The sequence below is a fragment of the Rickettsiella endosymbiont of Rhagonycha lignosa genome, from assembly GCF_964031165.1.
In the GTDB taxonomy this organism is placed as follows: domain Bacteria; phylum Pseudomonadota; class Gammaproteobacteria; order Diplorickettsiales; family Diplorickettsiaceae; genus Aquirickettsiella.
This window is the reverse complement of record NZ_OZ035011.1, coordinates 1,179,401-1,194,469: the sequence shown is the minus strand read 5'-3', so window position 1 is coordinate 1,194,469 and position 15,069 is coordinate 1,179,401. Positions and strand designations below refer to the sequence as shown.

The 15,069-nt window shown below is 36.9% G+C and carries 13 protein-coding genes and 1 tRNA gene; 13 read left to right on the top strand and 1 reads right to left on the bottom strand.

The features are described 5' to 3' along the window. Nucleotides 1-184 precede the first annotated feature (184 nt). On the bottom strand, nucleotides 185-538 hold the full coding sequence (locus tag AAHI99_RS05305) for an Hpt domain-containing protein (protein WP_342227259.1): 354 nt from the start codon (nucleotides 536-538) through the stop codon (nucleotides 185-187). 160 nt (nucleotides 539-698) lie between these two features. On the opposite strand from AAHI99_RS05305, the gene prmB reads away from it, so the two are divergent. From prmB to truB, 13 genes are all read left to right on the top strand, one after another. Further along, on the top strand, nucleotides 699-1,643 hold the full coding sequence (prmB, locus tag AAHI99_RS05300; protein ID WP_342227258.1) for a 50S ribosomal protein L3 N(5)-glutamine methyltransferase: 945 nt from the start codon (nucleotides 699-701) through the stop codon (nucleotides 1,641-1,643). Continuing rightward, on the top strand, nucleotides 1,627-2,649 hold the full coding sequence (locus tag AAHI99_RS05295; protein WP_342227257.1) for an aspartate-semialdehyde dehydrogenase: 1,023 nt from the start codon (nucleotides 1,627-1,629) through the stop codon (nucleotides 2,647-2,649). The genes prmB and AAHI99_RS05295 overlap by 17 nt, the downstream gene beginning before the upstream one ends. A 101-nt stretch (nucleotides 2,650-2,750) precedes the next feature. Beyond that, nucleotides 2,751-3,983: an O-antigen ligase family protein gene (locus tag AAHI99_RS05290; protein WP_342227256.1), complete on the top strand. Its 1,233-nt coding sequence runs from the start codon at nucleotides 2,751-2,753 to the stop codon at nucleotides 3,981-3,983. Then, complete coding sequence (locus tag AAHI99_RS05285) at nucleotides 3,980-5,035, top strand: glycosyltransferase family 4 protein (protein WP_342227255.1); 1,056 nt, start codon at nucleotides 3,980-3,982, stop codon at nucleotides 5,033-5,035. The genes AAHI99_RS05290 and AAHI99_RS05285 overlap by 4 nt, the downstream gene beginning before the upstream one ends. A 269-nt stretch (nucleotides 5,036-5,304) precedes the next feature. Beyond that, a complete protein-coding gene (locus AAHI99_RS05280) occupies nucleotides 5,305-5,829 on the top strand; it encodes a hypothetical protein (protein WP_342227254.1) in 525 nt (174 codons plus the stop codon). Then, nucleotides 5,829-7,235 carry a Dot/Icm T4SS effector AnkH/LegA3 gene (ankH, locus tag AAHI99_RS05275; RefSeq protein ID WP_342227253.1) on the top strand — a complete coding sequence of 469 codons (1,407 nt, stop codon included), beginning with the start codon at nucleotides 5,829-5,831 and terminating at the stop codon, nucleotides 7,233-7,235. The genes AAHI99_RS05280 and ankH overlap by 1 nt, the downstream gene beginning before the upstream one ends. Nucleotides 7,236-7,262: 27 nt before the next feature. Further along, entirely contained in the window at nucleotides 7,263-8,279 is a 1,017-nt protein-coding gene (locus tag AAHI99_RS05270) for a hypothetical protein (RefSeq protein ID WP_342227252.1), read from the top strand. 244 nt (nucleotides 8,280-8,523) lie between these two features. Continuing rightward, nucleotides 8,524-8,600: transfer RNA gene (locus AAHI99_RS05265), tRNA-Met, on the top strand. A gap of 229 nt (nucleotides 8,601-8,829) precedes the next feature. Further along, nucleotides 8,830-9,288, top strand: a complete 459-nt coding sequence (gene rimP / locus AAHI99_RS05260) for a ribosome maturation factor RimP (RefSeq protein WP_342227251.1) — start codon at nucleotides 8,830-8,832, stop codon at nucleotides 9,286-9,288. A gap of 13 nt (nucleotides 9,289-9,301) precedes the next feature. Next, nucleotides 9,302-10,843 carry a transcription termination factor NusA gene (nusA, locus tag AAHI99_RS05255; protein ID WP_342227250.1) on the top strand — a complete coding sequence of 514 codons (1,542 nt, stop codon included), beginning with the start codon at nucleotides 9,302-9,304 and terminating at the stop codon, nucleotides 10,841-10,843. A gap of 170 nt (nucleotides 10,844-11,013) precedes the next feature. Next, nucleotides 11,014-13,473, top strand: a complete 2,460-nt coding sequence (infB, locus tag AAHI99_RS05250) for a translation initiation factor IF-2 (protein WP_342227249.1) — start codon at nucleotides 11,014-11,016, stop codon at nucleotides 13,471-13,473. After that, a complete protein-coding gene (gene rbfA / locus AAHI99_RS05245) occupies nucleotides 13,473-13,865 on the top strand; it encodes a 30S ribosome-binding factor RbfA (protein ID WP_342227248.1) in 393 nt (130 codons plus the stop codon). The genes infB and rbfA overlap by 1 nt, the downstream gene beginning before the upstream one ends. 61 nt (nucleotides 13,866-13,926) lie before the next feature. After that, nucleotides 13,927-14,919, top strand: coding sequence for a tRNA pseudouridine(55) synthase TruB (truB, locus tag AAHI99_RS05240; RefSeq protein WP_342227247.1), 993 nt, complete (start codon nucleotides 13,927-13,929; stop codon nucleotides 14,917-14,919). The last annotated feature ends 150 nt before the right edge of the window (nucleotides 14,920-15,069 follow it).

Here is a 15,069-nt window from a genome sequence, read left to right as displayed (position 1 = left end):
CAAATAATGGCATACTTGTCTTTGAGGGTATGCCATTACATACCTAACAAATATCTTACTTCATCGATAGTTATATTCTTCATCATGCAAAAATACCACTTTTGTATTCGTTGTATTTTTTAATGCTATGAAGCTTTTTCAATTTTTTCTTAATATAATAAAATCGACTAGGGCAACTGCTGGCTTAGGAGTGAGTTATTTCTTTTGCCTTATCCAAGGCTGCCTCTAATTCAGTATTAAATTGGTCTAAAAGTTCTTTAGAATAATTATCCTGGGCTATGGCATTTTCCAGCGTAATGATGCTGTATTTGAGCCGTATCCATCCACAATAAACACATGAACCCAATAACTTATGTAATAAATCGCTAAGTTTCTGCTGTTGTTTTTTTTGAAAAGCCAGATTGATTTCGGCTCGTATTTTAGGGGTTTCTTTTATAAACAGATCGAGTAATTCTTTTAAAATTTTGTTCGAATCTTTAGTGAATGCTTTATCTATATTTTTATCGATGATTGGCAGATCGGATGGCTTTTTTACCATTTTCAATGGTCCTCTGAGTTGCCCCAATTTTAGCAGTTTACTCAATCGGTTTAATCTAAGCGAGTATTCATTTTATAAGTGGATCTATTGTAATCTGTGATTGTTTCTCTATTAGGCCTATGTTTAAATGAGGAATATTCTACTCAATTTTTAAAAAACCGTGGCTAAATTATCTTATTGTATATCTAATGAAGAGCTTAAAGCAGCATTAATAGAATTTAGACATTTACAAGACATATTACGCTGGGGCTTGACTCAGTTTAATAAAGCTAATCTTTATTATGGTCATGGTACTGATAATGCCTGGGATGAAATACTTTATTTAGTGTTATCTACACTAAAACTGGGACCCCATTTAAATCCATGCTTTTTAGCGGCTACCTTAAGCTTAGCTGAGCGACGTTTACTTATAGAAAATATTCGCCAACGTGTGGAAGATCGCATTCCTACAGCTTATTTGGTGCATGAAGCAAATTTTGCTGATTTATCTTTTTATGTTGATGTACGTGTGTTAATCCCGCGTTCACCGATAGCTGAATTAATTCAGCACGATTTTAGTCCTTGGATTGAAGATACCAACAGAATTAATACAGTGCTTGATATCGGAACAGGTAGTGGATGTATCGCAATTGCTTGTGCATACGCCTTACCCGAAGCACATGTTGATGCCGTCGATAATTCTAAGGATGCATTAGCAGTGGCAGCTATAAATATAGCTGAGCATAAACTTCAAGGTCAAATTAATTTAATACACTCTGATCTTTTTCAAAACCTAAATCACCGACTTTACGATATTATTATTAGTAATCCACCTTATGTTAATGCTGAAGACTTTGCGAGTATGCCGATGGAATACCAACATGAACCTGCTGCGGCCTTGGCAGCAGGAGAGGATGGTTTAGATTTCATTATTCAAATTCTTAAACAAGCCAAGAAATATTTGAAAGAAAAGGGTATTTTGATTATAGAAGTAGGTAATAGCAAAAAAGCCTTAATCAAGCGTTATCCGCAAATTCCTTTTTTTTGGTTAGAGTTTGAAAAGGGTGAAGCGGAAATATTTTTATTAACCCAAGAGCAGTTAATTTGTTATGCACAAGAAATTTAATTTAGCCATAGTTGGTGCTACTGGTTTTGTTGGTCAATCGGTACTAACTATTTTGCAGCAACGAAAATTTCCTATAAAACATCTTTATTTACTCGCCAGTGAACGTTCTTCTGGTGAGACGATGGAATTTAATAAACAAGCGTTTATTGTATCTGATTTAGATGGATTTGATTTTAAGCAAGCGGACATCGCAATATTTACTGCAGGTTCACAAGTTTCCGCTGAATATGTTCCTAAGGCTACGCAAAAAGGTTGTTTAGTTATTGATAATACACCTCAATTTCGTTATGACGACGATGTTCCTTTAGTTATCCCAGAAGTTAACCCGCAGGCCTTAGCCGGATATAAAGAACGTTGCATTATTGCTAATCCAAATTGCTCTACGATACAAATGTTAGTTGCATTGAAGCCTATTTATGATGCTGTGGGCATAACACGTATTAATGTTGTTACTTTTCAATCGGTTTCTGGAGCGGGAAAAGCTGCTTTTCATGAATTGATTCAGCAAGCAGGTCAATTATTAAATGGGTTACCTATTAAGCAACCGAAAGCTTTTACTCAGCAAATTGCCTTTAATGTTATTCCGCATATTGATGAGTTTGAGAAAAATGGATATACCCGTGAAGAAATGAAAATGGTCTGGGAAACACAAAAGATTTTTGCCGATCCAGAAATTCAAGTGAACCCTACTGCCGTGCGAGTACCTGTGTTTCATGGACACTCAGAAGCAGTCCATATAGAAACCAAAAAGAAAATCAGTGCTAACCAGGCCAAACAGCTATTAAAAAAAGCTCCTGGTGTGTTGGTTATCGATAAGCTTGCCAATAATGGTTATCCGACGCCTATTACACACCCTGATAGTGATAAAGTTATGGTAGGACGACTTCGAGAGGATATTTCTTATCCCTTGGGTTTGGATATGTGGATAGTTGCGGATAATATTCGTAAGGGCGCTGCCTTAAATGCCATACAAATTGCTGAAATAATGATTCAAGATTATTTATAAGCTAAATTTTAATAAATGCTGCGTACAAAATTTTGATGAATGGTTACCTATTTAGTAGTTATTCTTAAAATTTGTAATATTTAGTGAAGGTTTTTAAAGAAATGACAAGAACGTTATCGGAACTTAAAAAATTTTTTGGTTATTCAGAACAAATAGCCGTTTTTTTTCTAGGATTAGGAACTTTCTTTCTAGCTTTATCTCCTTGGCTTAGCCGCAATTCCCTTATATTAGCAGTCGTATTTAGTTTGTTGGCAGGTCATTGGGGAGACGCCTGCTATGCTGTGAGGCGTTTGAAATTTATCCAATGGAGTATAGCATTAATTGTGTTATTGGCGATTAGTCTAAGTTACACAATAGCAAGTTTAAAGCATGGTTTGTCGGCGTTATTTCACTATACAAAATTACTTTATATTCCTTTTTTATTGCCTTTAGTTACTTCATTAGAGCTACGTAAACGGATTATCTATTGTTTAATTAGCTCAGCAATCGTGGCTTCCCTATTAATTTTATTGACACATTGGAATATTTTATCTGTTTCTTTGTTTCGATATTCTTCCGTTTTGTTTGGTCAACAACCCGAGGGTTATTTGGTCAATCCCATCCCCGCTTCGGTTATATTGGCATTTGCTTTTTATTTTTCGCTGGACTTTTTTTTAAAAGAAAAACATAAATTTTATTTTTTACCAATAGCTATTTTTCTTTTTTTCTCCTTATTTTCAGTTAATTCCGAACGTACTGGCTGTTTTATTGCTATTATCTTATTAGTTTTTTTGCTATTTCGATATACAACCTCTAAAAATTATACCTGGCCATTATTAATGGTATTACTGTTGTCCTTTTTGAGTTATCAAATTTTCCCCACCTTCCAATATCGAGTAAAAGATCTTGTTTCGAATTTTAGCACTCAATCTGCTTCACAAAATACCAGTATTGGCCTTAGGATACAATTTGCATTAAATTCATTCACAATTATTAAACAACACCCTTTATTAGGGGTGGGGGTGGGAGGCTTTCCACAAGCTTATAAAAAAACCGGAGGTATGGTCGTTGTAGCTAATACGTTATTAAATGATCCGCATAACTCTTATTTACTGATAGCTGTGCAATTAGGGATCATCGGCTTAGTTGTTTATGTATTAATTTTGTTGAGTGCTTGGATTGAAGTTAAAAAGTTATGGCGAGATCCGGAAGCACAATGGTTTGCTAAAGCTACATTATTAGCACTGGTATTTAATGGATTCACTGATATTACTACTACCAGCACTGCTTTTGGAAATTTGTATGTAATTTTATTGAGTTGTTTTTTCTCATCTATTTTATGGGATAAGACATGAAAGTTGCTATAAAGCATACACATTTTCGCTTTAAAGGCGGTATGGAGACTTATTTAAAAGATATTATTTTGGGGTTTTCTAAAGCCGGTGATGAATTAACGCTTTGCGTTTGTAAAATAAATCAAGATATTTTAAAATCATTGCCACCCTTAACCGTTCTTAAGTTCCCTTACAAGTTTTTACCTCGCTCGTTAAAGAAGTTTGCTTTTTACTTAGGGTGTGATAGGGAAAATTTAATTTGTAATCATAATTTGGTAATTAGCTTAGTAAAAACGACGAGACAAGATATACTTATTTGTGGAGGTGTGCATAAAGCTTATCTTTTAACTAAGAAAAGTTACCGTTTTATACATAATTACCTTGAGACTTATTTCGAGAAAAGGGCATTTGAAAGAACACCATTAATTATTGCTCATTCTCAGCGAATAAAAGATGAAATAATTCAGCACTATCCAAGTGCTGCTAGTAAGATTAAAGTTCTCTATCCCCCCGTTAGTAACAGTCATTTCTATTATAAAACCACGCTGCAGAAGCATGATTTAAGAAAAAAGTTAGGTTTTTCTGATAAAACAACGATTGTGTTATTTGTTTCCACTAATCACGCCCGTAAAGGATTATATCCTCTTGTTAACGCCTTTAGGTGTTTGAAGGATGATTTTCTTTGTCTTATTCTGGGTGAAAAACCGACGATTTCCTTGCCTGATAATATGCGCTGGTTGGGTTTTATAAAGCAAATACAAGATTATTATTGTATTGCAGATGTAACGATTTTAGCTTCTACCTATGAACCATTTGGAATTACTATTGTTGAATCGCTAGAATCTGGGACGCCCGTTATTGTTTCATCCGATGTAGGCGCTGCTGAATTACTCGAAGCAAACGATGGAATTATACTTACAACAGTAACTCCAGAAACTATCATTGATGCATTAGAAAAGGTTAAATCAAAAGAATATAGGCCCGAGAGAGATTTTTTGCTACGTAAAGGCTTAACCATAGATTGCCATATTCAGGCTCTTAAGCAATTTGCTAGAATCTCCGTTCTACCCTAGCGATATCTGGCTCATCCTCGTTAAATGTCGTGGATCTTAATACCCCTTTTTTTAGAAAAGATACGTATGAATTATGGGTGCTATCATTGAAAGATGTTAAATTATTGCCCTAGTTGGGGTAGAATATAAGTTGAGCGGCAGCACAGACAAAAATTCCAATGTATTTCGATTAGTTTATTTAATCTAATGCTATTTAAGATTCAAGTTTGTAGTAACTAATGGATATACTTGAAGAACTGAAATAAAAAAATTAACGGGTATTATCTTGTATGAGTAAAGGTAATCATGATAAGGAGACAGCACAAGCGGGGTTATTGGTTCCTATGAACCAAGAAGACGCAGTGAATAATGTTTTTTCTCCATTGGCCTATGAAAATCCCGGGTTAAAAAAACAAGAAGATAAGGATGATGAAGACGGCGGCGATAGTGGTGCAGGGAGTATTGCGCTCAGTGTTGAGCAACTCAATGCGTATTTACAGGCGGCCTTTAATAAGGAGCGTCGGCAACGCACAGATGGGCAGAGAAAATTTGGTAGTTGTCCTTTTTCTGAAGACCCTAACAATTTACTCGGTAAGAAAAATTCACGATCCTGTGGTTTTAGTGAATCTCCGCAAAGACATCCTTTATTAGCTCATAGTCAGCAATTTAGTGGCGATGACCCTAAGATTTGCGCGATCCCTAGCGATAATTCTGAAGCTAGAGAGCGATTTCCCGAAAAACGGCTAGAAAATCAATTACGCTTACAAAAAAATCTTGGATTGGGTGCAAGCAAAAGTGTAACGCTTGCTAGATAATGGTAAAGTCTACTTTTGCTCACGAAATTTTGTTTGGTACACTCAAAGGAGTAGAGCAATTTATATTAGCGGGTGCGGATATAGAAGAAACCGATGAATATGGGTTTTCACCGTTAATAGAAGCAACGATTGCCAATAAGAATGATGTAGTTGCCTTATTATTAGAATATGGCGCTGTTATCGATAATGCCGATACTACGGGCCGCACGGCATTACATTGGGCAGTCGATAATCACAATTTAGCTTTATGTGAATTATTACTGGCAAATAAAGCAGATGCGAATGCTTATACCACAGCAGGACAAGCTGTTTTAGTTTACCCCCTATTGCGACAACAAATTGAATTAAAAAAATTACTCTATCGATATGGTGCTAAATTAAGTTTCGCTCAAGATTTTATTCAAGCTAAGTTGCTTGGACACCGTTATGAATTAATAGGACAGGTCGATCTTGTTAATGCTGCAGGGCGTTTTATTGAAATAGACTATGAAGGATTTTTTTTAGAGTTTACACTCGATGTCATCCTTAACTCTTTGCGGCGCTATCAGAATAATTTTTCTTCGCGCCATTTGCGGTCTTACTTCGAAAATTTACAAAAATTGATTGCAGCATTTGCTAACGCGCAGGCCTTACTAAAATATCAACGTTATACGCTGAATATTAAAGACCATACACATAGTATAGATGCTTTGTTAGATCAAGAATTATTATTATTACCCATCGCTTATGAAGGGCATGCCATTGCATTGATTAAATATAAAAATTGGCTGATTCGTTGTGATCGAGGTGAAAATAGCCGTCGGGAAGGCAGCATTGTTATCTATCAGTGTCAGCGTCCTTATGCTTGGGATAAGGAGTTTTGCAAACAATTAATTTATTCACGTCAATCCCGGGAATTTCTAACTCAGGGAATACACCGTTATTTAGGTTTAGTTAGCATCGCGAATCTACCTATCCAAGGACAAGTTATCGGTAATTGCTCTTGGGCGAATATTGAAGCAAGTATTTTAGGAATGTTATTTTTGTTATCAGCGGTTAATTCTAAAGGTCAATTAGTTTCACATTCTGAAAAATACCTGCAGCAAGCATCACTTTTTTTTCAAGATTGGCAAACGTGGGATAAAGATCGTGCCTTGGAGGAATGTATTCAAGGATTTTATTATAGTAATAAAGCTCGTGGGGCCACCAAAGCGACTATTTTAGCTGCCATTTTATTCCAAAAGTCGACGCATAATCTTAATGATTTAAAACAAGCAGAAGGAATATTAAAAATTTTAACCTCAACAGAATATAATTATTTGCTAAAAAGTTACTTGAATATATATTGGCAATTAAATAAAACCGTACAGGGGAAAGACTTTGTAAACTTGCTCGATGCTTGTGGCGTTAGTCAGAAATTATCATAATAGGTTTGAATTAAAGGAATAATAATCATGAATAGGGAATCATTACCACAACTAAGCTTTTTCACGTCAAAAAATACTAAACGAATCGAAATAGAAAAATGGCTTAAGGACATCAGCCGATTTAATGCAAAGTCCATTTATGATTTAACCTGGGAGAATTTTTATAAAGAATTACATAAGTTAGGCATTAAAGAGTTTTTAAATCAATATGGATATTCTCATAAGAAGAATTTACAGCTGGCAATTGCAAAATCGGAGCTGGGTCAAAAAAGGATAAGTTTGTATGATTTTGAAAAAAATACAAAACAAAAGTTACACTTGCTTTTGAGAGATAGTTTTTTTGCTAAAGTTAAGCGCCAAGCATATTTTAATCCCAAAAATCATAAATTTTCCACCATTCATTATTATATTTACTATTACAGTTTAAATTTTACCGCATTAAGTTTGGGTTTTTCTAGTAAACAATCTTTCCTTAATTTTTTTGCACAAACTTGCTATGTGTCTGAATGTATCGAAAATAGGTCAGAAAATTTACGCATGAGTATTCAGAGCCTTAAGGAAGTGGATTCATTTACATTGCGGAAAGAATTAACCGATCTTTACGATAAACCTATACCTAAGAATAAAAATTTCATAAAATATAATTATACGTTAGAGGAATTAAAGTTAGCGCTAGAAAATGAGGATACCGTATTTGTGGTGGCTAATTTAGGCGGTGGAAATGCCTATGCGGTCAATAAAAAGCTGCAAACATTGAGACCTTTGGTTAATATTAATTTGCAAGCTCTAAAACTACAATCATGGGAATCTCTGAAGGTGAATACGCCGATTTTTATTTGGAAGATAAAGTTATATCAACTTTTCTTAGGCCAAATACGCTTATTAGAGTTGGATACTCGTTTATATACCCCCAGGGTTTTATATACCTTTGGTATCAGTTTTCATTCGCAATTTTTTACTTCACACTCTACACAACATCCTATGGAAGAGAGAGAGATTCCAGTGAACCCTCATAATCCTCCTCTTTCTTTTTTTTGCCACTGAGATAGCAAAGCCCGAAGATTTGTCAGCATGTACATTTAAACGCTAAGTAACTTCCTTAAAATTCCTGAGCAGTAGACATGCTGGAGTTATGATTTTTCGATGTGTGAAAAGAGTGCTAACCTGGGATTTAAAGCTTATTTTTCAGCTAAACCAACGATTAATTCTGGAAGTTATAAAGACACAATTAGAATGTTTTATCCCATTGTAATTACTGCATTAAATGGAGTATACTCTGTGCCGCTATCGCGGGGTGGAGCAGTCTGGTAGCTCGTCGGGCTCATAACCCGAAGGCCGTAGGTTCAAATCCTACCCCCGCTACCAATTTTATTGTGTGAGAGGCCCCATTAAGGGGCTTTTTATTTTGACTAGACTGACGCTAAATATCAGCTTTTGGCGCAGCGCTTTGTTGCCGACTTTGTTTGCGGTGCTCATTTACCTGAGTAAATTCCGCTCCTTGAAAAGCCGGCGTCGCGCGTTGCATCCAAAATATTTTTTTAGCGTCAGCTAGTTGAGATGGGTAATTTTTTATAATTCAAGCCCTTTGTAGACGATGAAAAACAATTCAGCGATAGAAACAAAGATCTTACCGACGGTTGAAGCCCTAGGTTATGAGTTATGGGCTTGTATCTATCTGACACAAGGTCAACAAAGTGTATTGCGTATCACTATCGATAGTGAAAAGGGTATTACGCTTGCTGACTGCGAGCGTGTCAGCCGCCAGGTTAGTGCATTATTGGATGTAGAAAACCCTTTGTCAGGTCGTTATAACTTAGAAGTTTCTTCTCCGGGCTTAGATAGACCCCTTATTAAAGAGAAGCATTTCCAGCGTTATGTTGGTCATAATGTGCGTGTTTTTACACATACGCCCATCGATAATCAACGCAAATTTAAAGGTCTTTTACAATCAGTTGGAGTAGTTGGGATAGTGTTGAATCAGGATGGGGAAGAAATAGTGTTAACGTGGGACAATATTTTGCGTGCGAATGTATTGCCTGAAATGAATAAATAACCGGAGGCAGGCTATGAAAAAAGAAATTTTATTAGTGGCAGAGACGGTATCTAACGAAAAAGATGTTGATAAAGAGTTAATTTTTAAAGCGATAGAAGCCGCTTTAGCGATGGCGACTAAGAAAAAAGCCGGTCAAGATATTGATGTCCGCGTGGCTATCGATCGCCGTACCGGCGACTATGATACTTTTCGCTATTGGACAGTCGTTGCGGATGGAATGGGTGCTAATAATAATCTTGAAGATGGGTATGTTCCTTTTGATCCCTTAAAACAAATACTTTTAAGTGAAGCTAAAAAGCGGGATCCAAATAGCCAAATTGGCGATGTGATAGAAGAACATATGCCTTCGGTGGAGTTTGGTCGTATTGCAGCGCAAACGGCAAAGCAAGTCATTATCCAGAAAGTCAGAGAAGCTGAACGCGCTAAGATAGCAGAGGCCTATACCAATCGTATTGGCGAGTTGTTGTCAGGCATAGTCAAGCGTATTACACGAGAAGGTTTGATCGTGGATTTAGGCGCAAGCGTAGAAGCTTTTGTCCCACGTGAAGAAATGATTCCCCGCGAAGAAGTACGATCCGAAGATCGTTTGCGCGGCTATTTATATGCCGTGAATCCACAAGTACGAGGGCCTCAGTTGCTGATGAGTCGTACACGACCAGAAATGTTAATTGAACTTTTTAAGATAGAAGTACCCGAGATTGCTGAAGAGTTGATTGAAATTAAAAGTGCAGCGCGTGATCCTGGTTCGCGCGCAAAAATTGCGGTTAAAACTAATGATGGTCGCATTGATCCTATAGGTGCTTGCGTTGGAATGCGTGGGGCGCGAGTACAAGCCGTTTCCAGTGAATTAGCGGGTGAGCGAATTGATATTGTGCTGTGGGATGATAATCCTGTTCAATTAGCCATCAATGCGATGGCACCTGCTGAAGTCGCTTCTATTGTGGTGGACGAAGATACTAAAGTCATGGATGTGGCTGTACAAGAGGAACAATTATCGCAAGCTATTGGTCGAAATGGTCAAAATGTACGTTTAGCCAGTGAACTAACGGGATGGATCATTAATGTTATCACTGTAGAAGAAGCGGCAAAAAAAGTGGTTAAAGAGTCGGAAGGTTTACAAAATCTTTTTATGGAACAGCTTGCTATAGATGAAGAGCTAGCTGAGATGTTAGCGCGAGAGGGTTTTACCAGTTTAGAAGAAATTGCTTATGTATCAGCGCAAGAACTATTAGATATTGAAGATTTTGACTCGGAATTAGTAGAAACGCTACAGAATCGTGCTAAAGAAGTGTTAGCGACACAAGCCGCGGCTAAGCAAAAGTCGACGGTCTCTGAGCATGACAAATTTTTAGAGCCGCATCAAGATTTACTTTCCTTAGAAGGTATTACCGAAGAGATAGCCATCACATTAGCTAAAAAAGGTGTTTCTTCACGCGAGGCTTTAGCTGAGTTGGCAGTCGATGATTTGTTAGATATTATCGAATTAGATCGTGAAGTAGCCGGAAAGCTAATTATGGTTGCACGTGCTCCTTGGTTTGCCGAAGAGAAAAAATAGGAGTCAAAAAAATAGAACGATTATTTTTACTTAAAAAAATCCAGGAAATAACAGGATGTGTAATAAATATATAAAGTTCGATAGATAAGTAAATAAAGCAGCAATAATGTATGTTCAGAAAAATGTAAGTAGGTTTTCGAAGCTGTCAAATATTGGCAGGAGAAGCATGTATGACAGAAAGTATTAAAGATAAAACTGCAAATAAGGTTTCCATTGAGCTTGGAAAAGAAACTTCTGCGGATAATAGTCCTAAAAAAGTGATTACGTTGACGCGAACTCGTAAAAGCACGAGTTTACTTAAAGTAAAAGATACCTCAGGTAAAGCCAAGACTATTAAAGTTCAAGTTCGCAAAAAAAGAACTTATGTGAAAAGTAATGAAGGCTTAATAGATGAAGAGACTAATCGTGCTAACGAAGCAAAAGAAACTCAAAAAGCAGAAGAATTAGCACATCAAGCAGAGAAAATCGCTGCAGAGAAAAAATTGCACCCACCTGAAATACAAGCTGAACCCATTTCGGAGAGTAATACTCCTGCGAGTGAAGAGCCGGTATTATCTAATGAAACTGTGGAAAAAGAGCAAGTGCCTGCTGAGAAAAAATTCATAGCGCCCGCAACGAATCCAGAAAAAAAATCTAAACCAACTAACGAAAAAGTGATTATTGCTTTACCTACTAATGCAGAAAGGCTGGAACGTGAGAAAAAGCATAAAAATCGTAATTTAAAAGAAAAAGAGTTGGCGAAATACCGACATAAAGCGATTTATCAACTTGAAGATGAATCCGATGAACAATTTCGTTACCGTAAAAAAACGGGTAAGCACAAACGACCCGATCAATTTTTACAACAACAATTTGAAAAACCAACCGTAGCCGCCATACATGAGGTTGGAATTCCTGAAACAATTACGGTAGGTGACTTAGCGCAGAAAATGTCGGTTAAGGCTGCTGAAGTTATTAAAACATTAATGAAATTGGGCGTCATTGCAACTATTAATCAAGCTATCGATCAAGATACCGCCATACTTGTAGTAGAAGAAAGGGGCCATATTGCTAAGCCTGTTAGCGCTAATGCATTAGAAGAAGGTTTAGTAAATACCACACAACAACAAATGGGTGAATTGCTGACGCGCCCACCTGTGGTGACTATCATGGGTCACGTTGACCATGGAAAAACTTCTCTTTTAGATTATATTCGACGGACCAAAGTGACACAGGGAGAAGCGGGTGGTATTACACAACATATTGGTGCTTATCACGTAGAAATACCAAAGGGAGTTATTACATTTTTGGATACACCTGGACATTCCGCTTTTACAGCGATGCGGGCGCGTGGTACACGAGTGACAGATATTGTTGTTTTGGTTGTTGCTGCTGACGATGGTGTGATGCCACAAACAATAGAAGCTATCCAACATGCTAAAGCGGCGAATGTGCCTATTGTTGTTGCAGTGAATAAAATTGATAAACCTGAAGCTGATCTCGATAGAATAAAGAATGAATTAGCCAAACAAGGTCTCAATCCTGAAGAGTGGGGCGGCGATACGATGCTTATCCCAGTCTCAGCAAAAACAGGTGCAGGTATTGATGACTTATTAGATTCTCTTTTGGTGCAAGCAGAAGTTTTAGAGCTGAAAGCGCCACAAGAAGGTCCAGGACAAGGAATAGTTATAGAATCACGTTTAGATAGAGGGAAAGGACCTGTTGTCACTATATTAGTACAACGAGGAAAACTACATAAAGGCGATCTTTTATTAGCAGGGACTGCTTATGGCCGTGTCAGAGCATTGCTCGATGAGCGAGGTAAATTAGTTGAAGCAGCTGGACCTTCTATGCCCGTTGAAGTGTTAGGTCTATCTAGTGCTCCAGTGGCCGGTGATGAAGCAGTGGTTGTTGCTGATGAACGTAAAGCACGCGAAATTGCTTTATTCCGTGAAGGAAAATTACGCGAAGCTAAGTTAGCACAACAACGGACGATTAAAACCGATGATATTTTTGGCCAGTTGGATGAAAACCAAGTTAAGACTTTGAATATTATTTTGAAAACGGATATGCAAGGATCCGCTGAGGCCTTACAAGAAGCCTTGAATAAACTTTCTACTTCTGAAGTTAAAATAAAACTGGTGTATGTGGGCGTAGGTGCGATTACTGAATCCGATGCTAATCTTGCTTTAGCTTCAAGAGCATTGATTTTAGGATTTAATGTTAGAGCAGATGCCACTGCAAAAAGAACGGTAGAAAAAGAAGGCTTAATAATGAATTATTATAGCGTTATTTATGACCTGATAGACCAGGTTAAAAATATTATGAACGGCTTGTTGGCTCCAGAAATAAAAGAAAATATTTTAGGTTTAGCAGAAGTTCGCGAAGTGTTTCGTTCCGCTAAGCTCGGTGTTATCGCCGGTTGTATGGTGACAGAAGGATTAGTGCGACGAAATGCGCCTATTCGTTTGTTGCGTGATAATGTTGTGATTCATGAAGGTGAATTGCATTCTTTACGCCGTTTTAAAGATGACGCTGCTGAAGTTCGTCATGGTATGGAATGCGGTATTGGTATTAAAAATTTTACCGATGTGCGAGTAGGCGATATGATTGAAGTGTATGAACGTATTTCTATTTCTAGAACTATCTAATGCCAAAAGAATTTAGTCGCACCGCGCGTATTGCCGATCTGATACAGAAAGAACTAAGTAATAACATTCTTAATAAAGAAATAGCGGATAGCCGTTTGAAATTCATTACAATTACTTCAGTAAAAGTGTCACGTGATCTCTCTTATGCGGATATATTTTTTACACAGTTAGATGTGGAAAACTCAAATGATAAACAGCAAAGTAAGGAATTAGCGGTTAAATTATTAAGAAAGGCAGCTGCTCGTTTACGTTATGCTTTAGCAAAGCGTTTACAGCTATACAAAGTGCCTAGCCTGCGTTTTTTTTATGATGATTTCATGGAAGAAAGTGATCGTATTCATAGCTTAATCGACAACGTCATTGCAAAAGACAAGGCTAAACGTTCTGAATAAATCATTCATAAAAATTCAAGTACCAAGAGTATAGAAATAATTATTTATAAAAGAATAAGTTATGCACCCCTTAATCTCCAAAAAACGTTCGATCAATGGTATTTTATTGCTTGATAAACCTAAAAAGATGACATCAAATCAAGCATTACAAACAGTAAAACAGTTATTTTCGGCAAGTAAAGTGGGGCATACAGGAAGCTTAGATCCTTTAGCTACGGGTTTGTTGCCATTATGTTTCGGAGAAGCTACAAAATTTTCTCAGTTTTTACTCAATGCAGATAAAACTTACATTGTAAGTGCTTGCTTAGGAATTAAAACCAACACTGGGGATGCTGAGGGAGAAGTAATAGAGTCACGTCCCGTCTCTAACTATTCGGTTGATCAACTAGAAACAGTTTTATCAGCTTTTCGCGGAACAATCTCACAGATTCCACCCATGTTTTCTGCACTAAAACATAAAGGTCGTCCTTTATATAAATTAGCCAGACAAGGTATCATAGTAGAACGTAGTCCTCGAACTGTTACCATACATAGCTTACGGTTACTGGATCGCAACAAGCATGCAGATATATCCAACCTATCTAAGGATTGCGATCCTCGCGATACACAGACAATATCAAATGCAAAGAATGTACTTAATTTAGAGATTAAATGTAGTAAAGGAACCTATATACGTACTTTAATAGAAGATATAGGTGAAGCGTTAGGATGTGGTGCTTATGTATCTGATTTGCGTCGTTTAGGAGTGGCTGATTATCATGCGGAACAAATGGTGAGTTTGGAAGAATTACAAACCTTAAGCCAAGCCGATTGCGATCAAAAATTACTGAGTTTAGATAGTTTGTTAAACGAATGGCCGGTTTTAAAAATTTCACAAGCGGCTGCTTACTATCTTTATCGTGGACAAGCAGTATTGCTTCCAAATCTCCCCAAGCAAGGATTGCTGCGTTTACTATTACAAGAAAGTGGCCGATTTATTGGTGTGGGCGAAATTTTAGAAGATGGTCGCATAGCACCACGGCGTTTAGTGGATTTAAATAAATTAAGTATTTAGCTGACAACTATTTACGACTTTCTATGCCATGGGTTTATTATTCTCCATTAAGCATTAAATATCTTTTTAATCTCACTAAATAAGCTGTTTTTTTTAGATTTTATGCTTCACTAAGTTATGCGTATAAATTGATTAAATTTTGATCAATCA